Annotated in this window: 22 protein-coding genes; 12 read left to right on the forward strand and 10 right to left on the reverse strand. The window is 72.4% G+C overall.

What is annotated here, in order from left to right:
• Positions 1-122 precede the first annotated feature (122 nt).
• The 5 genes from ACIBD9_RS11290 to ACIBD9_RS11310 all read right to left on the reverse strand — a co-directional run bounded on the left by ACIBD9_RS11290 (position 123) and on the right by ACIBD9_RS11310 (position 7,056).
• A complete protein-coding gene (locus ACIBD9_RS11290; RefSeq protein ID WP_396716708.1) occupies positions 123-1,781 on the reverse strand; it encodes a putative bifunctional diguanylate cyclase/phosphodiesterase in 1,659 nt (552 codons plus the stop codon).
• Positions 1,782-1,860: 79 nt separating this feature from the next.
• A complete protein-coding gene (locus ACIBD9_RS11295) occupies positions 1,861-2,670 on the reverse strand; it encodes an SAM-dependent methyltransferase (RefSeq protein ID WP_387176528.1) in 810 nt (269 codons plus the stop codon).
• Between the two features lie 189 nt (positions 2,671-2,859).
• Positions 2,860-3,528, reverse strand: coding sequence for a response regulator transcription factor (locus ACIBD9_RS11300; protein WP_030337723.1), 669 nt, complete (start codon positions 3,526-3,528; stop codon positions 2,860-2,862).
• Positions 3,529-3,535: 7 nt separating this feature from the next.
• Positions 3,536-5,227, reverse strand: a complete 1,692-nt coding sequence (locus ACIBD9_RS11305; protein ID WP_387176526.1) for a GAF domain-containing sensor histidine kinase — start codon at positions 5,225-5,227, stop codon at positions 3,536-3,538.
• A gap of 14 nt (positions 5,228-5,241) precedes the next feature.
• Positions 5,242-7,056, reverse strand: a complete 1,815-nt coding sequence (locus ACIBD9_RS11310; RefSeq protein ID WP_396716652.1) for an AMP-dependent synthetase/ligase — start codon at positions 7,054-7,056, stop codon at positions 5,242-5,244.
• A gap of 117 nt (positions 7,057-7,173) precedes the next feature.
• On the opposite strand from ACIBD9_RS11310, the gene ACIBD9_RS11315 reads away from it, so the two are divergent.
• The 6 genes from ACIBD9_RS11315 to ACIBD9_RS11340 all read left to right on the forward strand — a co-directional run bounded on the left by ACIBD9_RS11315 (position 7,174) and on the right by ACIBD9_RS11340 (position 12,603).
• Positions 7,174-7,629: an SRPBCC family protein gene (locus tag ACIBD9_RS11315; protein ID WP_396716654.1), complete on the forward strand. Its 456-nt coding sequence runs from the start codon at positions 7,174-7,176 to the stop codon at positions 7,627-7,629.
• A gap of 31 nt (positions 7,630-7,660) precedes the next feature.
• The gene (locus ACIBD9_RS11320; RefSeq protein WP_396716656.1) at positions 7,661-8,365 is read left to right on the forward strand and encodes a hypothetical protein; all 705 of its coding nucleotides are present in this window, start codon (positions 7,661-7,663) and stop codon (positions 8,363-8,365) included.
• Positions 8,366-8,441: 76 nt separating this feature from the next.
• Positions 8,442-9,389, forward strand: coding sequence for an ROK family glucokinase (locus tag ACIBD9_RS11325; RefSeq protein ID WP_387176518.1), 948 nt, complete (start codon positions 8,442-8,444; stop codon positions 9,387-9,389).
• Positions 9,390-9,400: 11 nt separating this feature from the next.
• Positions 9,401-10,093 (forward strand): endonuclease/exonuclease/phosphatase family protein, encoded by a 693-nt coding sequence (locus ACIBD9_RS11330; protein WP_396716659.1) that lies wholly within the window; start codon positions 9,401-9,403, stop codon positions 10,091-10,093.
• A 117-nt stretch (positions 10,094-10,210) separates the two neighbouring features.
• A complete protein-coding gene (locus ACIBD9_RS11335; RefSeq protein WP_396716661.1) occupies positions 10,211-11,617 on the forward strand; it encodes a flavin-containing monooxygenase in 1,407 nt (468 codons plus the stop codon).
• 191 nt (positions 11,618-11,808) lie between these two features.
• Complete coding sequence (locus ACIBD9_RS11340) at positions 11,809-12,603, forward strand: alpha/beta hydrolase (RefSeq protein ID WP_396716710.1); 795 nt, start codon at positions 11,809-11,811, stop codon at positions 12,601-12,603.
• A gap of 16 nt (positions 12,604-12,619) precedes the next feature.
• Here ACIBD9_RS11340 and ACIBD9_RS11345 read toward each other — a convergent pair whose 3' ends face one another.
• Both ACIBD9_RS11345 and ACIBD9_RS11350 read right to left on the reverse strand, forming a co-directional pair.
• A complete protein-coding gene (locus tag ACIBD9_RS11345; protein ID WP_396716712.1) occupies positions 12,620-14,116 on the reverse strand; it encodes a trehalose-6-phosphate synthase in 1,497 nt (498 codons plus the stop codon).
• A gap of 158 nt (positions 14,117-14,274) precedes the next feature.
• The gene (locus ACIBD9_RS11350; protein ID WP_396716663.1) at positions 14,275-15,126 is read right to left on the reverse strand and encodes a DUF308 domain-containing protein; all 852 of its coding nucleotides are present in this window, start codon (positions 15,124-15,126) and stop codon (positions 14,275-14,277) included.
• A gap of 354 nt (positions 15,127-15,480) precedes the next feature.
• On the opposite strand from ACIBD9_RS11350, the gene ACIBD9_RS11355 reads away from it, so the two are divergent.
• A complete protein-coding gene (locus ACIBD9_RS11355) occupies positions 15,481-16,173 on the forward strand; it encodes a lysophospholipid acyltransferase family protein (RefSeq protein ID WP_396716665.1) in 693 nt (230 codons plus the stop codon).
• A 105-nt stretch (positions 16,174-16,278) separates the two neighbouring features.
• Here ACIBD9_RS11355 and ACIBD9_RS11360 read toward each other — a convergent pair whose 3' ends face one another.
• Entirely contained in the window at positions 16,279-19,794 is a 3,516-nt protein-coding gene (locus tag ACIBD9_RS11360) for an AAA family ATPase (RefSeq protein ID WP_396716714.1), read from the reverse strand.
• Between the two features lie 131 nt (positions 19,795-19,925).
• Between ACIBD9_RS11360 and ACIBD9_RS11365 the strand changes: the two genes are divergently transcribed.
• Positions 19,926-20,183, forward strand: a complete 258-nt coding sequence (locus tag ACIBD9_RS11365; protein ID WP_387176506.1) for a hypothetical protein — start codon at positions 19,926-19,928, stop codon at positions 20,181-20,183.
• Positions 20,184-20,239: 56 nt separating this feature from the next.
• Here the strand turns inward: ACIBD9_RS11365 and ACIBD9_RS11370 are convergent, their stop codons facing one another.
• Complete coding sequence (locus tag ACIBD9_RS11370) at positions 20,240-21,460, reverse strand: MFS transporter (protein ID WP_396716667.1); 1,221 nt, start codon at positions 21,458-21,460, stop codon at positions 20,240-20,242.
• 202 nt (positions 21,461-21,662) lie between these two features.
• Between ACIBD9_RS11370 and ACIBD9_RS11375 the strand changes: the two genes are divergently transcribed.
• Positions 21,663-21,812: a hypothetical protein gene (locus ACIBD9_RS11375; RefSeq protein WP_354942546.1), complete on the forward strand. Its 150-nt coding sequence runs from the start codon at positions 21,663-21,665 to the stop codon at positions 21,810-21,812.
• Positions 21,813-21,960: 148 nt separating this feature from the next.
• Here the strand turns inward: ACIBD9_RS11375 and ACIBD9_RS11380 are convergent, their stop codons facing one another.
• The gene (locus ACIBD9_RS11380; RefSeq protein WP_091407574.1) at positions 21,961-22,653 is read right to left on the reverse strand and encodes a Crp/Fnr family transcriptional regulator; all 693 of its coding nucleotides are present in this window, start codon (positions 22,651-22,653) and stop codon (positions 21,961-21,963) included.
• A gap of 271 nt (positions 22,654-22,924) precedes the next feature.
• On the opposite strand from ACIBD9_RS11380, the gene ACIBD9_RS11385 reads away from it, so the two are divergent.
• The 3 genes from ACIBD9_RS11385 (at position 22,925) to ACIBD9_RS11395 (ending at position 25,194) form a co-directional block, all read left to right on the forward strand.
• Entirely contained in the window at positions 22,925-23,422 is a 498-nt protein-coding gene (locus tag ACIBD9_RS11385) for a polyadenylate-specific 3'-exoribonuclease AS (RefSeq protein WP_112582786.1), read from the forward strand.
• A 77-nt stretch (positions 23,423-23,499) separates the two neighbouring features.
• Positions 23,500-24,003: a pyridoxamine 5'-phosphate oxidase family protein gene (locus ACIBD9_RS11390; RefSeq protein ID WP_396716669.1), complete on the forward strand. Its 504-nt coding sequence runs from the start codon at positions 23,500-23,502 to the stop codon at positions 24,001-24,003.
• A gap of 162 nt (positions 24,004-24,165) precedes the next feature.
• Positions 24,166-25,194, forward strand: coding sequence for a 6-phosphofructokinase (locus tag ACIBD9_RS11395; protein ID WP_091408060.1), 1,029 nt, complete (start codon positions 24,166-24,168; stop codon positions 25,192-25,194).
• Positions 25,195-25,270: the final 76 nt, after the last annotated feature.

Below are 25,270 nucleotides of genomic sequence, written 5' to 3' on the forward strand. Positions count from 1 at the left end.
ATCCAGGATCTAGGGGCCTCGGTGGCGTGGGAGGCCACTACTTCAACGATCGAGCGTGATCTTTGCGTGGCGGTGGTCGATCATGCGCGTGATGGCTGAGCTGCGGTGGGGGCTCGGGAGGGTCAGCGGATGCGGGCCAGGATGCGATCGGCGGGGGCCGGGCGGCCGAAGTGCCAGCCCTGGGCGGCGTCGCAGCCGATCGCGCGTAGCCGCTCGGCCTGCCCGGCGGTCTCCACCCCTTCGGCCGTGACGGTCAGGTCCAGCGCGTGCGCCAACGAGACCAGGGAGGCGAGGATCCGCTCGTCGGTGCGGCCGACGGAGGGCGACCGCAGGCCGGCCACGAACTCACCGGCCACCTTCAGTTCGGTCACCGGCAGATCCCGCAGGTACGCGAGGTTGCTGTAGCCGGTGCCGAAGTCGTCGATGGCGATGCGTACCCCGAGGTCGGCAAGCACCCGCAGGGCGCGTACCGGCTCCTCGGCGGTACTCATCATGGTGCTCTCGGTGATCTCCAGTTGCAGCCGTTCCGGTGGCAGGCCGGTCTGCCGCAGCAGCGCACGGACCTCCTGCACCAGGCCGGGCCGGTGCACCTGCCGTACCGCCAGGTTGACGCTGACGAACGGGGCGGCGGCGCCCCCGGCCGACCACGCCTCGGCCTCGCGGCACGCCTCGGCCAGCACCCACCCGCCCAACTGGACGATCAGGCCGGTCTCCTCGGCCAACCCGATGAAGCTGTCCGGGCGCAGCACCCCCAACTCGGGGTGCCGCCAGCGGACCAGCGCCTCCACGCCGACCAGGCTGCCGTCGCGCAGTGAGGTCAGCGGCTGGTAGTCGAGATAGAACTCGCCTCGCTCCAACGCCGCCGGGATGGCCGCGGAGAGCGCGTACCGGGCCAGTTCGCGTTGGTTGCGTTCGGCGTCGTAGAGGGCCCAGCGCGCCCCACCGGCGGACTTCGCCCAGTGCAGGGTGCTGTCGGCGGCCCGCATCAGGTCCGTGGGGTTGGCCCCGGCCACCTGGCGCTCGACGATGCCGATGCTCGCCGCGATCTGCAGCTCGTGCCCATCCACCAGCGCCGGTGTGCGTACCGCGGCGAGGGCGGTCTCGGCCACCGCGACCATGTCGTCGGTGCCATTGGTGCGTTCCACCAGGATGACGAACTCGTCGCCGCCGAGCCGGGCGACCAGGTGCTCGCCCATGGCCTTGCGCAACCGCTCGGCCACCGTGGCCAGCAGCAGGTCGCCGATCTGGTGCCCCAGGGTGTCGTTGACCACCTTGAAACGGTCCAGGTCCAGGAAGCACACCCCGACCCGCTGCGCGCCCCGGCCCGGCTCGTTGAGCGCGGCGGTGAGCCGCTCGGTGAACAACGTCCGGTTGGGCAGGCCGGTGAGCGGGTCGTGGGTGGCCTGGTGCCGGAACCGGGCCTCGCTGGCCCGCAGCGCCCGCTCGGCCTGGGTGCGGGCCCGCATCGCGGCGCGGCGGATCGACTCCTGCTCGTCGAGCGTCCGGTCGCGCAGCGCGCGGGCGTAGCCGGTCGCCACGGCCGCCAGCAGCCGGGCCATCCGGTCCTCGACGTCCTCGGCCACCAACCCCAGGTCGCGCACGAAGCGGAGCTGGATGACCTCGACGGTACGACCCAGCCCCTCGGCGGAAGCGATGTGCGCGGCGACCAACTCGGCGCCGACCCGGTGCCCGGCACGCAGGTCGAACGGCTCGGTGAGCAACGCGCCGGCCAGTTGCCCGGTGAGCCGGTCCAGCAGGGACTCCAACTGGGCCTGGGTCATCGGTAGGTAGCTGGTGCCGGAAACAGCCTTTGCCCAGGCCCGGGCGAACGTCCCCGAGTAGGGGGTCGCCCCGGGCGACTCAGCCACCGAGGCGCCCGACGCCGCCCATGAAGACCGCGCGCTCGGCGTCCTCCGCGCTCTCCGGAGTGTCCGGTCGCCACTGCGGCACCCAGACCACGCCGGGGTCGAGCAGCTCGAACCCGTCGAAGAGCGCGGTCAACTCGGCGCGGCTGCGCACCCACAGCGGGCTGTCGGTGCGCCGGTAGACCCGCTCCGCCTCGGCGCGTTCGTCCTCGCTGCGCCCGTCGTCGCTGGCCTGTGACAGCACCAGGTAGCTGCCGGGCGCCAACGCGTCGCGTAGCGTCCGCAGCAGCTCCGCCGGTCGGTCGTCGTCGGAGACGAAGTGCAGGACGGCCACGACCATCACGGCCACCGGTTGGCTCAGGTCGAGCAGCTTGCGGACGTCCGGATGGGCCAGGATCGCCTCCGGGTGGCGCAGGTCCTCCTGCACCACCGCGGCCTGCTCGTTGCCGGCGAGAATCTCGCGGCTGTGCGCCACGGCCACCGGGTCGACGTCCACATAGACCACTCGCGACTGCGGGTCGAGCTGCTGGGCGATCTCGTGCACGTTGCCGACCGTCGGGATGCCCGAGCCGATGTCCAGGAACTGCCGGATCCCGGCGTCGGCGAGGTGGTGCACGGCCCGGCGCAGGAACGCCCGGTTGGCCTGGGCCATCAACGGCGCCTCGGGCACCGCGGCGACCATCGCCTGCGCCGCGGCGCGGTCGGCGGCGAAGTTGTGCGAGCCACCGAGGTAGTAGTCGTACATCCGCGCGACGCTCGGGCGCTCGATGTCGATGGTGTCGGGTGCCCAGTCCGGCCGCTGCATGCGTTTCACCCCTCGAGTCCGCGACACGAGCATCGCCGCCCGCGCGGGTATTGTGCACCCGCCACGCACGCCAGACCATAGCGCGCCTGAGGTTGCCCGCCGACGTCGGTCAATGCGCGACGGTCCGCGCCGGCCGAAGCTGGCGCGGACCGTCGGTCGCGACGTCCCGCTCGACGAGCGGGAGGCAGGTCAGAACTTCGGCGCGTCCGGTGCCTCGAGCAGGCCGAGCCGGAGCGCGGTCATCAGGGCCTGAGCCCGGTTGGCCGCGCCGAGCTTCTCGTAGAGCTTGGAGATGTGCGTCTTCGCCGTGGACTCGCTGACGAACAGCTGCTTGGCGATGCCCGCCACGCTCATCCCGTCGGCGAGCAGCCGCAGCACCTGCCCCTCCCGCGGCGACAACTGCGGGCCGGACGGGGCGAGCCGGCGCTTCATCGCCTCGGCCAGGTCGGCCGCGGTGAACGCGCTGGGGGAGGAGGCGGCGTGCCGCGCCGCGGCCACCACCTCGTCGGCCGGGGCGGTCTTCGGCACGAAGGCGCTCGCGCCGGCCTCCAGGGCGCCGAAGAGCTGGTCGTCGCCGGCGTACATGGTCAGCACCACGATGCCCATCGACGCGCTGGACTTACGCAGCGCGCGGGTGGCCTCCAGGCCGCTGCCGTCGGGCAGCCGCAGATCCATGATCACCACGTCCGGCTGCAAGGCGCCGGCCTGGCGTACCCCCTCCGCCGCCGTGGCCGCCTCACCGACGACCTCGAACTGGCGGTCGCGCTCGAAGGCGTGCCGCAAACCCTTGCGAATCAGGTCATGATCGTCGACAAGGAGGACCTTGGTACGGGTGGCCGGTATCGGACTTGTGGTCATCCTCGGGTTACTCCCCTTCTGGTGCTGCGCTGCCGCGCACGTTATCGCGCCGGGCCGAGGTGCCGAGAACCACGGCCACGGTCGTGCCGCTGGGTTGCCGCGGCCTGATCTCCAACCGGCCCCGGATACGTTCCGCCCTCTCGGCCATGATCGCAAGACCGTACCGCCCGTCCGGGCGCTGGTCAGCCATCCCCTGACCGTCATCCGACACTTCTATTTGCGCGTACGGGGGGTCGACCTCACACGTGACCCACAAATTCGACGCCCCGGCGTGCTTGCGCGCGTTGGTCACCGCCTCCTGCGCGATGCGCAGCAACTCGGCCTCGGTGGCGGCGGGCAGCCGGGCGGTGGACTCGTCCAGCGACAGGTGCACCCGCAGCCCACCGGACGCGCCCACGGTTCGCGCGTACTCCGCGATCGCCGCGGCCAACCCGCCCTGCCGGTCCACCTCGCTGCGCAGCTCGAAGAGGCTCAGCCGCAGCTCCTGGATCACCCGGGTCACCTCGGCGCGCAGCGTACGCAGGGCCTCGGCGGTCTCGTCGGCGTCGTCGAAGACGGTGGCCAGGGCATTGTCGATGCCGTAGCCGACCATCACCAGCTCCTGGGCCACCCCGTCGTGGATCTCCCGGGCCAACCGCTGCCGCTCCTCGTTGGTGGCCAGCGAGCGCACCTCGTCGAAGAGCAGCGCCGCCTCCAGCCGCAGCGCGGCTGGGCGGGTCAGCGCCGTCACCCGGGACACCACCGCCGGCGGGTACGCGTGCGCGGCGTCGGCCTCCAGCACCACCAGCCCCACCGTGCGCACCCCGGCGACCAGCGGAATGATCAGCGCGGACACGTCGCCGCCCCGGTGCGAGCGGGACTGCGACCGGGCGGCCGTGGTGGCCTGCTGGGTGGCCCAGGCGTCGGCGATCGCCGAGTCGGCGTCCAGCGTCGTCTCCCAGTCCACCCGGTCGACGCCGGCCTGGGCGAGCACCACGAGCCGACCTCCGCCGCTGGCCGACAGCACCGCGCCCCGGTCCGCCTGGGCCACCGTGCGCAGCTCCTCCAGCAGGTGCTCGGAGATGCCGCCCGGGTCCAGGGTCGCCCCGGGCAGCTGCCGAGCCACCGTACGCAGCTGGGTCAGCAGCCGGGTGGCCTCGGCGTACGGCTGGGGTTTGCCCTCACCGCGCACCGCCATCACCCGGTGCAGCGTGCCGGCGGCGTAGAGCCCCAGCGCCGCCAGGATCAGCCACTGCGCGCAGACCGCGAGATAACCCGGCTGGCCGAGCTGGGACCCGCCGTCGACCCGGGTCAGCGCGCCGCTGACCAGCAGGGTGGCGGCGGTGACCACGAGCAGCGCGGCGCCCTCGGGGAAGCGGCGGCGCAGCGCGGTGACGGTCACCGGGACCGCCAGGTAGGGCAGCACCGCCGACGCGCCCAGGCCGTCGACCGTACCGCCGATGGACGCCACCGCGGCGACGTGGCTCGCGGCCAGCCCCAGCACCACCACCTCGGCCACCCGGCTCAGCGGGCCGACCAGCCGGTGCTGTGGTGCCAGCAGCGACGGCAGCCCGGCCACCGCCAGCAGCGCGATCCACCACAGCTGGGTGACGTCGCGGGTGGCGAACAGGGTCAGGATGGCGACCAGCGCCAGCATCACCAGGCGGGCGGCCGCGGCGAGGGGATGCGGGTGCGGTGCGGTGGCTGTGGATGCGGGCACGTGACGGATGGTAGTCAGCCTCGGTAGATATCGGCGATCTCCGCCGCGTACGTCTTGTGGACAACCTGGCGCTTGACCTTGAGCGACGGGGTCAGCTCGCCGGTCGCCTCGGTGAAGTCGTGGGGCAGGACCCGGAACACTTTGATCGCTTCGGCCTTCGACACGGCCTGGTTCGCGGTGTCGATCGCGGTCTGGATCTCCTTGCGCAGGCCCTCGTGCTCGCGCAGTTGCTCGACGGAGGTGTCGACGGGCATCCCGTTGCTCTCCAGCCAGGTCGGCAGCGCCTCCTCGTCGACGGTGACCAGCGCCGAGATGAACGGCTTCCGGTCACCGACCACGACGCACTGGCTGATCAGCGGGTGCGCCCGGACCAGGTCCTCCAGCACCGCCGGGGCGACGTTCTTGCCGCCGGCGGTGACGATCAGCTCCTTCTTGCGGCCGGTGATGCTCAGGTAGCCGTCGGAGTCGAGCTGGCCCAGGTCGCCGGTGCGGAACCAGCCGTCGGCGCTGATCGTCTCGGCGGTCGCCGTCTCGTTGCGCCAGTAGCCCTGGAAGACCAGCTCGCCGGAGATCAGGATCTCGCCGTCGTCCTCGATCCGCACGGTCACGCCGGGCAGCGGACGGCCGACGCTGCCCATCCGGGTGCCGCTGGGCAGGTTCGCGGCGGCGGCGGGCGAGGTCTCGGTGAGGCCGTAGCCCTCCAGGACCGTCACGCCGACACCCCGGAAGAAGTGGCCGAGTCGGGCGCCGAGTGGCGCGCCGCCGGAGATCGCGTCCCGGCACCGTCCGCCGAGCGCGGCGCGTAGCTTGCGGTAGACCAGCCGGTCGAAGACGACGTGCTGGGCGCGCAGCGCCAGGCCCGGTCCGCCCGGGGTCTCCAGCGCCTCGCTGTACGCGATGGCGACCTGCTCGGCGCGGGCGAAGATGCCGCCCTTGCCGTCCGCGTCGGCCTTCTGCTTGGCGGCGTTGTAGACCTTCTCGAAGACCCGGGGTACGGAGAGCACGAAGGTCGGCCGGAACGCCTGCAGCTCGGCGACCAGGTTCTTGGTGTCGGCACAGTGCGCCATGGTGGCCCGCGCCTGCACGACGCCGATCTGGATGAGTCGGGCGAAGGCGTGTGCCAGCGGGAGGAAGAGCAGGGTGCTCGCGCCGGCGTTGAACAGGTTCGGCAGCACCGGCACCGCGTTGGCGATGTCGGCGTACATGTTGCGGTGGGTGAGCACGCAGCCCTTGGGTCGGCCGGTGGTGCCGCTGGTGTAGATGATCGTGGCCAGGTCGCCGGCGTGGACGGCCTTGCGCCGCCGCTCGACCTCGGCCAGCTCGACCGTGGCGCCGGTGGTGACCAGCTCGTCGACTCCGCCGCGGTCGATCTGCCAGACCTGGCCCAACTCGGGCAGTCGGTGCCGGACACCGGCGATCAGGGCGGCGTGCGCCTCGGTCTCCACCATCACGGCGACCGCGTTGGAGTCCTCGAGGATCCACGCGGCCTGCTCGGCGCTGGACGTCTCGTAGATCGGCACGGTCACCCCGCCGACGGCCCAGATGGCGTAGTCCAGCAGCGTCCACTCGTAGCGGGTGCGGCTCATCAGCCCGACCCGGACACCGGGCTCGATGCCGGCGGCGATCAGCCCGCGGGCCACGGCGGCCACCTCGTCGCGGAACTGGAGGCAGGTCACCTCGGTCCATTCGGTGACGGTGCCGTCGGTGCGCGGGGTGGGGCGGGCGAACTGGACGGTGTCGGGCGCGACTTCGGCATTGTCCCAGACCGGATCGGTGAGGTTGGCCGCGTCGCCAACGGTGACGATCGGCGGGACGGAGAACTCGCGCACCTGCACTCCTTCGTGCTCGCACTGGTCGGGCCGCCGCCGCCGTGGCGTCGGCATGTGTCGAAACCTACCCGGCGGGCGGTCGGGGTGGGACAACCAGGAGGCGGGTAGCCTCCCCCCATGGCGGACTCCTCCACCCAGTCGATCATCATCGGCGCCGCACCGGACCGGGTGACGGCGGTCATCTGCGACTTCGCGCGCTACCCGGAGTGGACCGACGCGGTGCGTCGCGTCGAGGTCGTCGAGGAGCACGAGGACGGCTACGCCAGTCAGGTGCACTTCACCATCGACGCCGGGGTGATGGCCGACGACTACGTGCTCGCCTACGAGTACGCCGAGGACCTGTCCCGGATCGAGTGGCACCTGGTCGCCCCATCGAAGATGCAGAAGGCCCAGCGTGGTTCGTACGACCTGATGGGTAACCCGGACGGCAGCACCACGGTGACCTACACGCTGGAGGTCGACCTGTCGGTCGGCATGCTCGGGATGTTTCGGCGCAAAGCCGAGAAGATGATCATGGACACCGCGTTGAAGCAGCTCAAGCGCCGGGTAGAAGCAACCGGTGCGGCGCAGTGACGTGTCCGGTGGCACGGTAGAGGAGCCGACGGTGGGCGGAACGGATCCGGGTTCGGCCCGGGAAGAGGCGGAGCGGCTGGTCGCCACCCTGCTGGCGGGGGCGCGACTGGCCTCGGCCGGCTCGGCGGGCGGCGCGCTCGGCTCGTTGGGCGGGATGTTGTCCGGTGTCCTCGGTCACAGCGCCGGCCCGGACGCGCGCTCCGGCACCGGTGGTGCTTTCGCCACCGGTTCGGCCGAATGCTGCGTCTGCCCGGTCTGTCGGGGCATCGCCGCGTTGCGGGACCCGAGTCCGGAATTCGCGGAACGTCTCGCGACCGGCGCCGGTGACCTCGCCGCCGGGGTCGCCAGCCTGCTCCGCGCGTTCTCTCCGGCGGAACCGTCCGCGACGAGCCCCGCCGAGCCGGCCGCCGAGTCGTACGCCCCGCCATCGCCGGCACCCACCGCCAGCACCGACGACGTGCTCCCCGAGCCACCCCCGAGCGCCCCGTCCACCGCCACCGGCGACGAGCACGTGTGGCGCGATGCCACCCGCACCGGGCATGATTCTCAGCCGGCGCCGGAGCGGGATGTCTGGTCGGTCGCCACCCGGACGGCGGACCCACTCGCCCCGGCCGCCGTACCACCCGTCGACGAGGCCGGGTCGGCGACCGTACCGGCACCGACCACCCGTCCCGTGGTGCCCGCCTCGCGGGTGCCCGATGACGCCGACGCGGAAGCATCGGGCGACGGCGCCTGAGCGCGGGACATTCCGACCCGGACCGGCACTGGGCCGGGATCTGGGCCGGACAGCACAGCAGAGGGGGGCGGTAGCGGTGACGCTGACCATCGGAGTCGACGTCGGTGGCACGAAGGTGGCCGGCGGTGTCGTGGACGACACCGGCACGGTCCTCGTGCAGACCCGACGGGACACTCCCGCCGATGACGTGGCCAAGACCCGCGACGTCATCATCGAGTTGGTCGGCGAGCTGGCTGCCGGGCGGACCATCGAGGCCGTCGGCATCGGCGCGGCGGGTTGGATCGACGCCAGCCGTTCGACGGTGCTCTTCGCCCCCAACCTGGCCTGGCGTGACGAACCGCTGCGCGAGTACGTCAGCGAGGCCGTCGGTCTGCCGGTGATCGTGGAGAACGACGGGAACGTCGCCGCGTGGGCCGAGTTCCGCTACGGCGCTGCCCGCGACGCCGACGACTCGATGATCATGTTCACCATCGGCACCGGTGTGGGCGGCGGCATCGTCCTCGGCGGCGACCTGATGCGCGGCGCGAACGGCATCGCCGCCGAGCTGGGCCACATGCTGGCGGTGCCGGACGGGCACCAGTGCGGCTGCGGCCGGCTGGGCTGCATCGAGCAGTACGCCAGCGGCAGCGCCCTGGTCCGGTTCGCCCGGGCCGGCGCACGGCAGGAGCCCAACCGGGCCACCGCCCTGCTGAAGCTGGCCGGCGGTGAGGCCGAGGCGATCACCGGCCCGATGGTGACGGCCGCCGCGCAGGGCGGCGACCCGGTCTCCGCCGAGGCGTTCGCCCAGATCGGCCGGTGGCTGGGCACCAGCCTCGCCGACATGGCGCAGATCCTCGACCCGCAGACCCTGGTGGTCGGCGGCGGTGTGATCGACGCCGGTGACCTGCTGCTCGGCCCCACCCGCCGCTCGTACCTCGACGCGCTCGCCCAGCGCGGTCGCCTGCCGGTGGCCGAGGTGCTCCCGGCGGAGTTGGGCAACAGCGCCGGGGTGATCGGCGCCGCTGACCTGGCCCGCCGGATCTGAGGCGGTCCGGGATGGGTGTGCCGGTGCGCGTGGTGTCGTACAACATCCACAGCCAGCGCGACGACACCGCCGCGCTGGCCGCGGTGGTCCGGGCCGCGACGCCGGACGTGGTGATCGTGCAGGAGGGGCCGCGCCGGTTCCGGTGGCGGCAGAAGTCCGCCACGTTGGCCGAGTCGTTCGGCCTGGTGGTGGCCGCCGGTGGGCTGCCCGCCCTGGGCAACCTGCTGCTGACCAGCCTGCGGGTTCAGGTGCGGGGCACCCGCTGCCAGCGCTTCCCGCTGACCCCCGGCCGGCACCTGCGCGGCGCCGCGTACGCCGACTGCCGGGTCGGTGACGCCCGGTTCACCCTCGCCGGCTCGCACCTGTCCACCGACCCGGCCGAACGGCCGTCTCAGGCCGTCGAGTTCAAGCGCGGCCTGGACGCGGCGACCAGCCCGGTGCTGGCCGGGGCGGACCTCAACGAGGGTCCGGAGGGCCCCGCCTGGGCCACCGTGGCGCGCGGGTTGACCGACGCCGCGGTGGCGGCCGACCGGGCCGAGCGGCTCACCTACTCCTGCGCCGACCCGCGCCGACGCATCGACGCGCTCTTCGTCGACCCGCGGATCACCGTGGTCGACTACGACGTGGTGGACACTCCGCAGACGCGTCGGGCCAGTGACCACTTCCCGGTCCTGGTCGACCTGCTGCTCCCCACCACCGACTGACCCCCGACCCCGGCCCGACCGTCGACGCATCCGTCCCAGGACTGGACATCCGGCTCGGTTGTGGAGAGGATTTCGCGGCGACCGGCACGCCTGCCGTACCAAAAGGAGATGTCCCCGGTGTCCACCTCCACCGACCACGGCCGGCCCGACCCGGAGGCGACCTCGCCCGCGGCGAACGGCGACGGCCGACCGGTCTCCGACCGGGGCGACACGGTCTGCGTCATCGGGGCCGGGGCCAGCGGCCTGACGGCCATCAAGAACCTGCGCGAGCACGGGTTCGGCGTGGACTGCTACGAGCGGGAGACCGGCGTCGGCGGCGCCTGGAACTGGCGGCACGACCGCAGCCCGGTGTACGCCAGCACCCACCTGATCTCGTCGAAGCCGTTCACCCAGTTCCCCGACTTCCCGATGCCGGACTCCTGGCCGGACTACCCGCACCACGGTCAGGTGCTGTCGTACTTCGAGCGGTACGCCGACCACTTCGACCTGCGCTCGCACATCTGGTTCGGCACCGAGGTGATCCGGGTCGAGCCCGTCGAGGGGGACCGGTGGGACGTGACCACCCGCTCCACCGGCGGGTACGGCCCCGAGCGCACCGCCCGGTACGCCGCAGTGGTGATCGCCAACGGCCACAACTGGTCGCCGAAGCTGCCCCGCTACGAGGGCCTCGAACAGTTCCGTGGCGAGATCATGCACGCCTCGTCCTACAAGGACCCGGCGCAGCTGCGCGGCAAGCGGGTGCTGGTGGTCGGGGCCGGCAACACCGGCTGCGACATCGCCGTCGAGGCCGCCCAGCAGGCGTCGCGCTGCTGGCACTCCACCCGGCGCGGCTACTGGTACGCGCCGAAGTACGTGCTCGGTCGCCCCGCCGACCAGGTCAACGACACCCTGCTGGCGCTGCGGGTGCCGCTGCGGGTGCGGCAGTGGCTCTACCACTGGACGCTGCGACTGACCGTCGGCGACCTGACCCGCTTCGGCCTGCCCAAGCCCGACCACCGGGTGTACGAGACGCACCCGATCGCGAACAGCCAGCTCGTCTACTACGTGGGCCACGGCGGGATCGGCCCGGTGCCGGACGTCGCCCGGTTCAACCCGTACGCCGTGGAGTTGGCCGACGGCCGCGAGATCGACCCCGAGGTGGTCGTCTTCGCCACCGGCTACCTGCCGCGCTTCGAGTTCCTCGACGCCTCGGTGTTCGGTGACAGCGCGGGCGCGGGCCGGCCCACGCTGTGGCTCAACGCGTTCACCCCGGGGCATCCGACCCTCGCCGTCGCCGGCCTGCTGCAACCGGACTCCGGGCTGTTCACCCTGTCGCACTGGCAGACGGTGCTCTTCGCCCGACTGCTACAGGCCCGTCGGGATCGGCCGGAACGGGCCGCGGCGTTCGCGCAGCGGGTGCGGGACCGGGCCGGGGAGCGGTACTCCGGGCCGGTCAAGGACAGCAGCCGGCACTGGTTCGAGGTCGGGCACGCCGACTACCTGCGCGCCATCCAGCGCGCCCTGGTCGAGCTGGAGGGCAAGTGAGCGCGAGGAGTGAGCTTGCGAGCCCCGCAGTCGCGAACGAAAGGTTGGCTCGGTGAGCGCGAGGAGTGAGCTTGCGAGCCCCGCAGTCGCGAACGAAAGGCTGGCTCGGTGAGCGCGAGGAGTGAGCTTGCGAGCCCCGCAGTCGCGAACGAAAGGCTGGCACGGTGAGCGCGAGCGGTGAACTGCGGATCATGCGGGGTCGGGAGTGGTCCCGGCCGGTCCGGCCAGCCCGGCGGGAGGTGCTCAGCGCGATCCCCGAGCTGGAGGAGGGGCGTCCGCCGCTGCTCTTCGTTCCCGGGTTCGGGCACGGCGCGTGGGCGTTCGCCGAGCACTGGTTGGGTCACGCGGCGTCGCGGGGTTTCCCGGCGTACGCGGTGAGCCTGCGCGGGCACGGTGCCAGCGAGCCGGCGCCGGAGGCGACGCTGCGGGCGTACGCCCACGACGTGGTCCAGGTGGCCGCGAGCCTGCCGCGGCAGGCGGTGCTTGTCGGGCACGGCGCCGGCGCCCTGGTGGTGGCGCACGCGTTGGCCCGCTACCCGGCGCGGGGCGCGGTCCTGGTGGCGCCGGTCTTCGGCGGCTGGGGTGTGCTGGGCGCGGCGTTGCGGCGCAACCCCGCCGGCACGCTGCCGGCGGTGTTCGGCGGGCCGCTGCGGCTCAACCGGGGGCAGCTGTTCAGCCGCGAGTTGCCCGACGAGGAGGCCCGACGGTACGTCGGACGCCTCGGTCGGGCGGGTCGGCGGGCCCAGTGGGCGCTGCTGGGTGAGCCGGAGGCCGAGCCGGCCGTGGGCGCGCCCCCGGTGCTGGTGCTGGGCAGCCCGGACGACCGGGTGGTGCCGGCGTCGACGTTGACCCGGGTGGCCCGCCGGTACGGGTCGGCGCCGCTGCTCTTTCCCGGGATGGGCCACGACCTGATGCTGGACGCGCGGTGGGCGGAGCCGATCGACGCGATCCTGGACTGGCTGGAGAAGGAGCCCGCGGCGCACTGAGCAGCCGGGCCGCCGGTCAGCCGCCGGCCTGGTGGACGGCCGGGCTGCCGCTCGGGGTGGTCGGCCGGGGCACCCGGGCGGTGTCGTCGGAGCCGGTGTCGGTGCTGGTCAGGCGACCGACCAGGGCGCCGCCCTCGTCCAGGGCGCGTAGGTAGGACCGAGCCCAGGCCCGGATGTCGTGCTGGTGCAGGTGGGCGCGCATGGCCCGCATCCGCTGGGTGGTGTCGGCCGGGCTGGCCCGCAGCGCCGCGCGCAGGCCCTGCTTGAGCCCTTCCAGGTCGTGCGGGTTGACCAGGTACGCCTGGGACAGCTCGGCGGCGGTGCCGGCGAACTCGCTGAGCAGCAGCGCGCCCGTGTCGTCGACCCGCGCGGCCACGTACTCCTTGGCGACCAGGTTCATCCCGTCGCGCAACGGGGTCACCGCCATCACGTCGGCGACCCGGTAGAGCGCGGCCAGCTCGGCCCGGTCGAAGGGCTGGGTGAGGTAGTGGATCGCCGGCTCACCGACCCGGCCGAACTCGCCGTTGATCCGGCCGACCTCGCGCTCGATGCGCTCGCGCAGGATCTGGTACTGGCCGACGCGTTCCCGGCTCGGCATGGCGACCTGCACCAGCACCGTGTCGCGGACCTTCACGTCGCCGCTGGCGAGCAGTTCGCTGTACGCCTTGAGGCGCTGCTCGATGCCCTTGGTGTAATCCATCCGGTCCACGCTGAGGACGACCTGTCGGGGATCACCGAGGTCCTGACGGAGTCGGTGGGCCCGAGCGGCCACGTCCGGGCGGTCGGCGAGCGCGGCCATCTCGGCGGTGTCGATGGAGACCGGGAACGCGCCGATGCGCACGACCCGGTCGTCGATGCCGATCCGCCGGTCGGTGGCCGGCAGCTCCAGCACCCGGGTCACCAGCTGGGCGAAGTTGTGCGCCGCCTGCACCCGCTGGAAGCCGACCAGGTCGGCGCCGAGCATGCCGCGCAGCAGTTCGGCCCGGCGGGGCAGTTGCATGAAGAGCTCCGGCGGCGGGAACGGCACGTGCAGGAAGAACCCGATGCGCAGGTCCGGGCGGAGGGCGCGCAGCAGACCGGGGACCAGTTGCAGGTGGTAATCCTGCACCCAGACCACGCCGCCCGGCTCGGCCACCTCGGCGGTCGCCTCGGCGAAGCGCTGGTTGACCCGCTGGTACGCCTCCCACCACCGGCGGTGGTGCTGCGGCTGCTCCACCGAGTCGTGGTAGAGCGGCCAGAGGGTGGCGTTGGCGAACCCCTCGTAGTGGTCGCGCAGGTCTTCCGGGCTGAGCGCGACGGTGTGCATCCGCACGCCGTCCACGTCCGGTAGTGCGGGGGCCGGCCCGGTGCCACCGGCCCAGCCGACCCAGGTCGCCGGGGTGTGCCGCAGGAGCGGGTGCAGCGCGCTGACCAACCCACCTGGGCTGCGCCGCCACTCGCAGGCCCCGTCGGGGGCCTGATTGTCGTCGATGGGGAGGCGGTTGGCCACCACCACGAGAGAACTCTGTCGCATCTCGGGCATTCCGATCAGCAGAGGACTGACCGCCGCGAGCAAGGAAAAACCGGTCAGTCAGCGGGGGAAGTGACGTACAGCGGTATTCCTACTGACAGTAAGTTACACCACTGTTACGCCCCCGGCGGGGCGCTGCCGTCCCGGGATGCGGGCCCAACTCAGACGACGGCGCCGTTGTCCGGGTCGTCCTCGTCCTCGTCGCCGGGGCGCAGCCGCCAGATCAGCGTGACGAAACCGGCCAGGATGCCGGTGAACCCGAACAGCGTGACCGCCGAGCGGTCGATCGGGAGCAGCCACGGGAAGAGGAACAGCACGAACCCGACGACCACCCCGAGCACGCCGATCACCGCGTACTTGCTGACCCGCGGCAGCGGCGGCGGTGGCGGTGGGTGGTAACCCTCGTCGTCCTCGTCGTCGGGCAGGTCGGCACCGAAGGTGTCCAGCCCGTCCAACAGGGAGGGCTCGTCCGGTCGGGTGCCGCGCCCCACGGAGATCCCGGAGATGTCCGTCGCGGACGGTAGGCGGCGGACGTCGGTGGCGGTCGGACCGGGCTCGTCGGCGCCGGAACGGGTCAGCGGCCCGGAGGTCGGCTCGTCCCGCCCGTCCCGTTCGTCCACGTCCTCCGAGGCTGGCCACGGGTGGTCACCGGGCGTGGAGGTGGTATGGAAGCCCGCCACGATTCGCGCCCACTCGGCGTCGATGTCCGGTTCGTCGCGAGCCGGCGGCTGCTCCGGAGCGGTCTCGTCGGCGAGTTGGGTCAGATAGTCCCGGGCGGTGGTCAGGTGCGAGCGGTCGACGTACAGCCGGTCGACCGGCCGGGCCGGCACGGTGGTGGTGCGGGTGACCGGGTTGAGGTCGGCGGAGGGCTGGAGGTAGGCGGCGATCCCACCGGCGGCCAGCACGTCGAGCAGGTGCTCACCGACGCGCGGATCGACGTCGCCGACGACGGCGTACTCGTTCGCGTCGAGCCCGTTGTCCCGCCGTCCCCGGCGGGCCCCACCCGCTGACACCCGGACATCCCCCTTAACGCGCCTTCCGGCGCGGCCACCGCTGCCCCTCGACGCCCGTCCGCACGCCGTGCTCTGAATCGTGACACGTCAGGGCATGGTTCCGGGAGTGCGTTGTGTCGCGTCTTCCAAAGTCACGGCTGCTTCCGCAGGTCGCGGCGTGGCTCCTTTGTCCGTTCTTGCGCGACAAGTGCGATCTCGGTGATCGTTGGCGGCCGGGCGCGCGACCCGCCGAGCGCGGCCCCGCTGACCTGCCGGCGATCCGGGTTTCGTCCGTTGTGGTGAGAGCGCTCGCTTCGTAGGCTCGGCGGCGACGACGGCTGGCGCTGTCGCGGGCACACCACGGAAAGGACGCCGGTGCTCTACTGGCTGCTGAAGTACGTCATCCTCGGTCCGCTGCTCAAGCTGATCTTCCGCCCGCAGGTGGAGGGCCTGCGCAACGTGCCGGCGACCGGTCCGGTGATCCTGGCGAGCAACCACCTCTCCTTCTCCGACTCGATCTTCACGCCGTTGATCACCGCCCGGAAGGTCACCTTCGTCGCCAAGGCCGAATACTTCACCGGCAAGGGGATCAAGGGCTGGCTGACCAAGATGTTCTTCGTCGGCACCGGGACGATTCCGGTGGACCGCTCCGGCGGCCGGGCCGCGCGCGCCGCCCTGGACACCCAGTTGCAGGTGCTGCGTGCCGGGGGAGTGGCAGGCATCTACCCCGAAGGCACCCGCTCCCCGGACGGGCGGCTCTACCGGGGCAAGACCGGGGTGGCCCGGCTCGCCCTGGAGAGCGGCGCAGTGGTGGTGCCGGTGGCGATGCTCAACGCCGACGAGATCCAGCCGCCGGGCAAGCTCATCCCCAAGATCGACCGGGTGAAGATCCGGTTCGGGGCGCCGCTGGACTTCTCCCGCTACGCCGGCCTGGCCGGCGACCGGTTCGTCGAGCGCGCGGTCACCGACGAGATCATGTACGAGTTGATGGAGCTCTCCGGTCGGGAGTACGTCGACATCTACGCCCAGAAGCTCAAGGAGCCCGTCCCGGCGCCGCTGGCCGCCTGACCACCGCCGCGCCGGCCCGCCCTGCCGGCCCGCCCTGCCGGCCCGCCCTGCCGGCCCGCCCTGCCGGCCCGCCCTGCCGGCCCGCCCTGCCGGCCCGGTCGGCGGTCAGGGCAGGTGGAGCAGGGCCGGGGCGTGGTGACGGGTGGCGAAGTCGTGCAGGCGGGCGCGGGTCGCCGCGGCGGCGGGTGGGTCGGTCTCGGCCAGCGGGCCGATCGCCAGCGCCAGCGTGATGACCTCGTCGGTCACGTCGGCCATCCGGGCGTAGCTCGCCGCCGCCGAACGCAGCAGGTTCGCCGCGGTCGAGGCGTCCCCGGCGTGCCGGGCCAGCGTGGCGTCGGCGACCTGACCGGCGGCCCGAGCCCACGGGGTCGTCCGGGGCGCCCGGTCGAGCAGCTGCCGGACCAGCCGGGCCGCGTCCGCGCCGAGCACCCCGGCGACATGCCCGACGGCCGGCACCCATTCCGCGAACGGAATCATCCGGGTGCGTCGCCAGTCCTCGTCCAGCTCGGTGAGCAGCGCCATCGCCTCGTCCCGGTGGCCCTGCACCGCCCGGCAGAGCGCGGCGTGCGCCAGGGTGGAGCGCAGCACCCGGTGGAATCCGCTGCGCCGGGCCGCGACCAGCGCCTGCTCGACCAGATCCCCACCCGCTGCGTCTGGCCCCGCGGCTCCGTCCGGCCCCGCAGCTCCGTCGGGCCCGGAGGTTGCCATCAGCTCGGCGCCGGCCAGCCCGCGCATCCAACCCGAGACCGCCACGATGTGCAGGTCCCACTCGGCGGTCGGCCGTCGGGTCGACTCCGCCGCCATCGCCAGCGCCGCCGTCCAGTCACCCGCGTAGTACGACCGCGCCCACTGGTCGGCGAAGCTGGTGGCCAGGCTGTGCTCGCCGCCCAGGTCGAGGGTGAGCTGCTCGTCGACCAGCCGGGCCGAGCCGGCCAGGTCGCCCTCCTCCTGCAACGCCCAGGCCAGGTTCTGCACCGCCCGGCGTCGACTGGTCAGCCGTTCCACCCGGCAGTGCTCGGTCACCTCCGCCAGCTCCGGGAACGCCTCGGCGGAGCCGGCCAGGTAGCGCGCCACGGCCAGGGTGATCCGCGCGTTGGCCTGGACCTCGCGCAGCTGGAGCCGCTCGGCGAGGGACGCCGCCGCCCGCGCCGCGGTGCACGCCGGCTCGGTCTCCGCGTTCAGCATGTGCACCCGGGCCAGCTCCAGCAGGGCGCCCGCCTTCTCCTGGCTGTCCGGTAGGTCGCTGTAGATGCCGATCGCCTGGTCCAGGCAGTGCAGAGTCGTCGAACGGTCGGCCCGACTCCACGCGGCGGTGGCGAGCAGCGTCCAGGCGCGCGCCGCCCCCGTCCGGTCGCCACTGGTGGTGAGCCGCTCGGCCAGCCGGGTCAGGGTGTCCGTGCCTCCCCCCACCAGGAAGGCGTCCCCGTCCCGATAGAACGCCAGCTCGGCGTCGAACAGCTCCAACGCCGGGTCCGGCTCGACGTCCAGGGCCAGCGCCCGACCGACAAGCGCGGCGGCGGTGTCCAGCGCGTGCAGCTCGTACGCCCGGCGGGCCGCCCGGTGCAGCGCGGCCCGCGCCGACGGGGCGTAGGGGGCGGTGTCCAGACCGACGGTCCGGGCGATCTCGTGTGCCGCCCAGCGATGGTTGGCCAGCACCTCGGCCAGGTCGTACTGCCGGCCGTCGGTGAGCTGCGCCATCCAGTCGGCGGTGCGTTGGTGGCGCAGCACCCGCTCGGCCCGGGGCAGCCGCTGGTAGCAGACGTCGCGTACCAGGATGTGCCGGAACCGGTACTCGGACTGGCCGGGCATCGTCGACGTGCTCTGCTCGTACACCAGGTCGCGACGTTGCAGGCGGTCCAGCGCACGCTCCACCCACTCCACCGGCCGGCCCAGCGCCATCGCCACCGGCGCGGCCCAGAACACCACGCCGACCACGGCGGCGGCCTGGAGCACCGCCCGGTCGGCCGGGTCCAGCAGGTCGAGCCGGTTGGCGATGACCGCTTGCACCGTGCGCGGCATCTCCGCGCCACCGTCGAGGTCGGGGCGGGAGGCCGAACCGACCGCGTCGAGCAGGCCTCCGTCCAGCAGCATCCGGGCGTACTCCTGGGCGTAGAGCGGGTTGCCGTCGGCGAACTCGATCAGCGGGGTACGCGAGCTGGAGGGCAGCGTCGCCTGCCCGAGGAGCAGCGAGTAGAGCGTGTCGATGTCGGTGTCGTGCATGGGCGGCACCGAGATGGACATCGCGCCACTGATCGTGCCGGTCCAGGCCGGGTTCCGCTCCCGCAGCTCCGGCCGGGCGGTCGCGACGACCAGCAGCGGTACGCCGCGCGCTGACGCGCCCAACTGCTCGACGAAGGCGAGCATGGCCTGGTCCGCCCAGTGCATGTCCTCGAAGACCAGCACGGTCGGGCCGGTGGTGGCCAGGGCCAGCAGGAACCGCCGCCAGGCGGCCTCGGTCTCGCCGGGGGTGAGTCGTTCACCGGGTACGCCGATCAGCGGCCCGAGCGCCTCGGCCAGCCGGGTCGCGTGCGGGTCGGCGAGTTCCCCGAGACGGGCCCGCAGCCGCTCGCGCAGCGCGGCCGGGTCGTCGACCTCCGGTACCCCCACCCAGGTCTTCACGATGTCCGACAGCGCGGCCCAGGTGACGTTCTCGCCGAACGGCGGGCACTGCCCGACGAGCCAGGTGATCGGTGGGCCGGGCACGCTGCCCGCGTGTCGAGCCAGCTCGCGCAGCAGCCGGCTCTTGCCCACACCGGCCGGGCCGAACACCGTCACCAACTGGGAGGTCCGCTCGGTCACCATCCGGTGCAGCGCGTTGACCAGCAGGCCGCGCTCGTGCTCCCGGTCCACCATCGGGGTCAGCTCGGCACCGCGCGGGTCCCGGTGTGGTCGGACCTGGACGGCCAGCCAGATCCGGCTCACCGCGGACCGGCCGCGCAGGGTGACCGGCGGCTGGTCGGCGTACTCCATCTCGTGTCGGGTGGCCGACCAGGTGCTCTCGTCGACGACGACACCGCCCGGTGGGGCGAAACCCTGCAGGCGGGAGGCCGTGTTGACCACGTCTCCGGTCACGAAGGCCTGCCCACCGTCGCGGGTGGCGGAGAGGTCGACCAGGGCCTCGCCGGTCGCGATGCCGACCCGGAAGCCGAGCGGCGGCTGCGGACCGGCGGGCTGGCGGGCCAGGTTCCGCTGCAGTTCCAGGCCGGCGCGGACACACCGCAACGCGTCGTTGTCGGTGGCCACCGGCGCGCCGAACAGCGCCATCGCGGCGTCGCCGATGTACTTCTCGACCACCCCGCCGTACTGGTGCACGATCCGGCGCACCGTGGCGAAGTAGGTCTGTTGCAGACTGCGGGCCTGCTCCGGGTCGGCCCGCTCCGCGTAACTGGTGAAGTCCACGATGTCGACGAAGAGCACGCTGACCTGACGCCTGTCCTCCTGCACCGCGACGACGTGGTCCCGCAACGGTTGGCCACAGCTCGTGCAGAAGTTGACCTCGGTGCTGTTGGCGTGCCCGCAGTGCGCACAGTTGACCCCGAGCGGCTGGCCACACCCGCCGCAGAAGCGGTCGTCCGGCCCGGCCGCGCGTGCGCAGTGTCCACACTTGAGGTCGATGTTCAGCTCCGTGGGCGAAAGAGGTCAGTATCGCGGCCGGTCAGCCCAGTCGGGTACCCGACGTGCGGACGGGCAACGTCATCGATCGGTCGGGGTTAGTGTTCCGTACCAGGAAGTTTCATGTCAGGGAGAGTGCCGTGCAGGTACGACTGTCCGCCTCGTGGACCGATCCGGGTGGCACGCAGTGGGCGCCGGGCGACACGATCGACGTCGATGCGGTCACTCTCGCCGAACTGGAGGAGCAGGGCATGGTGGAAGAGCCTGAGGGTCAGTCGGGCGGGTCGGGGGAGACCACGACCACCTCGTCGAGCACGTCCACGGCCGGTAAGCCGACCGATCCGAAGAAGATCGGTCCGGGGCCGGGTGCGCCGCCGGCCGACAGCAAAGAGAACTGATCGTCCGGGTGCGGTCGGCGGGCCAACGGTCCGCCGGCCGCACCCGTCGTGCAGCCTCACCCGTTGGCCGCCGCGAACCTGCCCGGTGTCGGCAGCCGTAGCCCGAGGGCCCGGGTGAGCAGGGGAGCGATCAGCCCCAGGGTGGCCAGCACACCCAACCCCGAGATGACCAGCACCCATCGTGGCCCGACCACCGCCAACAGCGGTGCGCCGACGGCGTAGGCCAGTGCCTCCGCCGCGTACGGGAACATGTAGACGGTGCCGAACACCACGCCGAGCCGTTCGGCCGGCACGTTCTGCTGGATGAGGGTGTCGGCGGCGACGTTGTGCCAGCCCGCGCCGACACCGGCGACCGCCTGGCCGGCGATGGCGAGCGCGATCACCGGGCTGAGGCCGGTGACCAGCGTTCCGGCGCCGAGCGCGAGCAGCGCGCCGTAGAGGACCAGGTCCATCCGGATGCGTACGCCGGTTCTCGCCAGGCACATCGGACCGAGCACCATTCCGACGCCGTAGGCGGTCCCCAGCAAACCGATCGTGACCTCGGTGGCGCCCAGTTCGGCGCGTCCGAGGGGGACGATGGCGAGGTTGTCCAGCGCGGCGAACATCACCATCACCAGGAACCCGACCGAGACCGCACGGACGACGCTGTGCCCTCGGACCACCCGCAGCCCTTCGCGCAAGACCGTGTGCAGTGGCTCGGACCGGCGGGTCGCGCCGGTCGTCGAGAGTGTCCGGACTCCGCCGATCAGCAGCGCGGAGAGGACGAAGGTCGCCGCGTCCACGAGCAGCGTGGCGGTCAGGCCGAGGGTCGCCAGCAGGAGGCCGCCGACGGCTGGCCCGGCAGCGAGCCCGATGTTAACGCCGGTCGCGAGTTGCGCGTTCGCCGCCGGCAGTTGCTCGCGTTCGACCAGGCGGGGGAGCAGGCTGCGTCCGGCGGGAGTGAACGCGGTGGCGGCCGTGGTAGCCGCGGTGATCAGCGCCAGCAGGACGGGCAGGGGCGGCGCGAGCAGCGCGACGGCGAGGTACGTCAACGCCTGGGCGGTGTCGCAACCGATCATCAGCCGGCGCTGGTCGAACCGGTCGGCCAGGGCACCGAGCAACGGTCCGAGCAGGCGGGGCACCGTGGACGCCAGCAGGAGCAGGGCGACCGCGCCGCCACCGTGCCGGTCGTAGACGGCGATCAGCAGCGCCGTCCGGGCCAGCTGGTCACCGGTGTACGACACCAGGCGCGCCGACCAGTATCGACGAAATGCGACATTGCCGCGGAGTAATGACATGACCGGTGGCTCCTCACTGCTGCGGGTATGTCGGCACGGGCCTTGGAACAGGGGCGGGCGCGGCAACCTTGTCAGCGCGGTGCGGGGGCCAACAACCACTCTTCAGCTAGTGATTCATGTCGATTTGTCCTATTTCGTCCCAACGCTCTACGCCATAGCGTCCTTGGCACGACAGGCACCACACATCGACCAGGGGGACGACATGGCGACCACGACGACGACCACCACGACCGCGAGCGGCTGGGCCGGACCGGGTATCTGGGCCGGACCGGGCTTCTGGGCCGGACCGGGCTTCTGGGCGGGCCCCGGCTACCAGTCGGCCGCGACCCGTTGGCCGGGCGCGACCCGCTGAACCCGATCCGCTGAACCGCGAGAACGGTGACGCCGGCTGCCACTGGCAGCCGGCGCAGCCGTGCGTACGGATGGGGGAGTGGGCAGCGGCGGGTGGCGCGTGTCCAGATCGGATGCCCGACCGGCGACGAACCGGGCGGGCCGGTCGGTCAGCGGTCGGCCATGCCGGCGCGGCGGCGTAGCGCGGCCACGTCGGTCACCACGATCCGGCGGCCCTCGGTACGCAGCCAGCCGCGGCTCGCGAACGAGCCGATCGCCTGGTTGACGCTCTGCCGGGAACCACCGGCCATCTCGGCCAGCTGGCTCTGGTTGAGCTCGATCGTGATCATCGGTGCCTGGCTCTCGCCGGCCAACCGAACCAGCGTCTTCGCCACCCGACCGGGCAGGTCGAGGAAGACGTGGTCGGCGTTCTGCTCGGTGAGCCGGCGGATCAGCCCGCCCAGTGAGCGCATCACCGCGTCCAGGATGCGGGGGTTGGAGTGCACCAACTCCATGAACGCGCCCCGCGACAGCGCGAGCGCCGCGCAGTCCTCGATGGCCTCCGCCGAGGCGGACCGGGTGGACGCGTCGAGCAGGGAGACCTCACCGAGCACGTCCGGTGGACGGATAACAGACAGCACGGCCCGCTCGCCGGTGGGTGCGGTGCGGAACACGGCCACCGCGCCGCGGCGCAGCACGATCAGCGACTCGCCGGGGTCGTTCTCCACGAAGAGCAGCTGGCCCTTGCGGTAGGTGCGCGGAACGGCGGCAGCGATGACGCGCTGCCGCACCTCGGGCTCCAGCCCGGCGAACATCTCGACTCCCGTGAGCGCGTCACCCGGCTCTGGCAGGCGAACCTCCACGGCCCAACCCCTCCCCCGGTCATGGACCACAACTCGCTCACCGGGCGAACTTGATGGGCCCCGACAAGGTGAACTGACACCGATTCGGCGTCCGGTAGCGGTACACATCAGATCATGACGGTCCGGTCGCTTGCTGTACACCCCTCGAAGCACTTCCGTGACCGTCACGAGCTGCGACGGACCGTTCACCGGGGTTCCGCCGCACCGCGGCCGACCCTCCGGACGGGCCCCGCCGGGCACGGCCGTGCGGCGGTGGGCGAAGATGCCCGGAATGGTCTACCGCTACTTCTACGACTGCGAGTTCATCGAGGACGGCACGACCGTCGACCTCGTCTCGATCGGTGTCGTCGACGAGTACGGCCGCGAGTTCTACGCGGTCTCCACCGAGTTCGACGACTCCCGCGCCGTGCCCTGGGTGCGACGCAACGTGCTGGACAAGCTGCCCTCCCCGGCGGACCGAGCCTGGCGCTCGCGTGAACGGATCCGCGACGACCTGTACGACTTCCTGGTCGAGCCGATCCGGGACCGCCCGGGGGAGCAGTTGGAGCTGTGGGCCTGGTTCGCCGCGTACGACCACGTGGTGCTCGCCCAGCTCTGGGGTGCGATGCCGGCGCTGCCCCGGGAGATTCCCCGCTACACCAAGGAACTGCGGCAGCTCTGGGACGACCGTGGCCGGCCGCCCCTGCCGGACGCGGACGCGGCCCGGCATGACGCTCTGGTCGACGCCCGGCACAACCTGGCCCGCTGGCGGGCGATGACCGCCCGTTGAGTGGTGGCCGCCCGCCGTAGGTTTGACCGGTTCTGTCCCGGGCAACGGTTCGACCAGCCGAGCCGAGGGAGATTGCCATGAGCGACCAGCCGACCAGCGCCGCGGAGGCACGCGCCCGGGTCACCGGCCTGGCCCGGGCCGCGCGGATCTGCATGCTCACCACGACCGCTCTGGACGGGCGGCAGATGAGTCGACCGATGACGCTCCAGGAGGCCGAGTTCGACGGCGAGCTGTGGTTCTTCGCCTACGCCGACTCGGCCAAGATCCGTCAGCTCCGGGTGAACCCGGAGGTCAACGTCGCCTTCTCCGACCAGAAGCACAACGCCTGGGTGTCGATCTCCGGCACCGCCACCGAGGGGCTCGACCGGGCCCGGGCCGAGCGGCTGTGGAGCCCGCTGCTCAAGCCGTGGTTCCCCGACGGGCTGGACACCCCCGGTCTCACGCTGATCAAGGTGCACGCCAGCTCCGCCGAGTACTGGGACTCGCCGAACAGCACGGTGGTGAACCTGCTCAGCTACGCGAAGGCCGCGGTCGCCGGCCGGCCACCGGAGGCCGGCGAGAACCACGAGGTGACCTACTGACCGGGGGCGGGTGCCCGGGGCGCGCTGTCGTCGTACCGGCGGGCCGACTACAGTTCGCAGTGACGGCCCGCCCCGGGCCGGCAACGGCGCCGATGGTCTGACCTGACACATACCCTGGGGCATATCGGGCTTTACCTGATGCTCCAGGAGGATGAGCGGATCATGCGTATCGGCGTGCTCACCGGCGGCGGCGACTGCCCCGGTCTCAACGCGGTCATCCGGGCGGTGGTCCGCAAGGGCGTCGCCACTTACGGTCACGAGTTCGTGGGCTTCCGGGACGGCTGGAAGGGCCCGCTTGAGGGTCTGTCCCGGCCCCTGGACATCGCCGACGTCCGCGGCATCCTGCCCCGCGGCGGCACCATCCTCGGCTCGTCCCGGACCAACCCGTTCAAGATCGAGAACGGCGTCGAGCGGATCAAGGACAACCTCGCCGCCCAGGGCGTGGACGCGCTGATCGCGATCGGCGGCGAGGACACCCTCGGCGTGGCCACCAAGCTCTACGAGCTGGGCGTGCACGTCGTCGGCGTGCCGAAGACGATCGACAACGACCTCGGCGCCACCGACTACACCTTCGGCTTCGACACCGCGGTCAACATCGCGATGGAGGCCATCGACCGGCTGCACACCACCGCGGAGAGCCACCACCGCACCCTTGTCGTCGAGGTGATGGGCCGGCACGCCGGCTGGATCGCCCTGCACGCCGGCCTGGCCGGCGGCGCCAACGTGATCCTGCTGCCGGAGCGCCAGTTCGACGTCGACCAGGTGGCCGGCTACGTCGAGAAGCGCTTCCAGCACCAGTACGCCCCGATCGTCGTGGTCGCCGAGGGCGCCCAGCCGCTCGACGGCCAGATGGTCCTCGCCAACCAGGAGCTCGACTCCTTCGGCCACGTCCGCCTCGGCGGCATCGGCCAGTGGCTCGCCGAGCAGCTGGAGGCCAAGACCGGCAAGGAGGCCCGCACCGTGGTGCTGGGCCACATCCAGCGCGGTGGCACCCCGACCGCCTTCGACCGGGTGCTCGCCACCCGCCTGGGCCTGCAGGCCATCGACGCCGTCAACGACGGCGACTGGGGCAAGATGGTCGCGATGCAGAGCACCGACATCGTCCGGGTGCCCCTCGCCGAGGCCACCCGCGAACTGAAGACCGTTCCTCTGGAGCGGTACGCCGAGGCCGAGGTCTTCTTCGGCAGCTGATCGATCGTCGGGGGGGGGGGGGGGGGGCGGGGGGGGCGGGGGGGGCGCCCCCCCCCCCCCCGCGACCCAATGCGAG

The organism is Micromonospora sp. NPDC050784, from assembly GCF_044456765.1.
Classification (GTDB): domain Bacteria; phylum Actinomycetota; class Actinomycetes; order Mycobacteriales; family Micromonosporaceae; genus Micromonospora; species Micromonospora foliorum.

Bases quoted from the DNA above. Each gene is read 5' to 3' on its own strand.
- ACIBD9_RS11315 (WP_396716654.1), top strand. From the start codon at position 7,174: ATGGCGGACTCCTCCACCCAGTCGATCATCATCGGCGCCGCACCGGAC.
- ACIBD9_RS11340 (WP_396716710.1), top strand. From the start codon at position 11,809: ATGCGGGGTCGGGAGTGGTCCCGGCCGGTCCGGCCAGCCCGGCGGGAG.
- ACIBD9_RS11375 (WP_354942546.1), top strand. From the start codon at position 21,663: ATGGCGACCACGACGACGACCACCACGACCGCGAGCGGCTGGGCCGGA.
- ACIBD9_RS11370 (WP_396716667.1), bottom strand. From the start codon at position 21,460: ATGTCATTACTCCGCGGCAATGTCGCATTTCGTCGATACTGGTCGGCG.
- ACIBD9_RS11300 (WP_030337723.1), bottom strand. From the start codon at position 3,528: ATGACCACAAGTCCGATACCGGCCACCCGTACCAAGGTCCTCCTTGTC.
- ACIBD9_RS11390 (WP_396716669.1), top strand. From the start codon at position 23,500: ATGAGCGACCAGCCGACCAGCGCCGCGGAGGCACGCGCCCGGGTCACC.
- ACIBD9_RS11295 (WP_387176528.1), bottom strand. From the start codon at position 2,670: ATGCAGCGGCCGGACTGGGCACCCGACACCATCGACATCGAGCGCCCG.
- ACIBD9_RS11395 (WP_091408060.1), top strand. From the start codon at position 24,166: ATGCGTATCGGCGTGCTCACCGGCGGCGGCGACTGCCCCGGTCTCAAC.
- ACIBD9_RS11330 (WP_396716659.1), top strand. From the start codon at position 9,401: ATGGGTGTGCCGGTGCGCGTGGTGTCGTACAACATCCACAGCCAGCGC.
- ACIBD9_RS11385 (WP_112582786.1), top strand. From the start codon at position 22,925: ATGGTCTACCGCTACTTCTACGACTGCGAGTTCATCGAGGACGGCACG.
- ACIBD9_RS11345 (WP_396716712.1), bottom strand. From the start codon at position 14,116: ATGCGACAGAGTTCTCTCGTGGTGGTGGCCAACCGCCTCCCCATCGAC.
- ACIBD9_RS11290 (WP_396716708.1), bottom strand. From the start codon at position 1,781: ATGACCCAGGCCCAGTTGGAGTCCCTGCTGGACCGGCTCACCGGGCAA.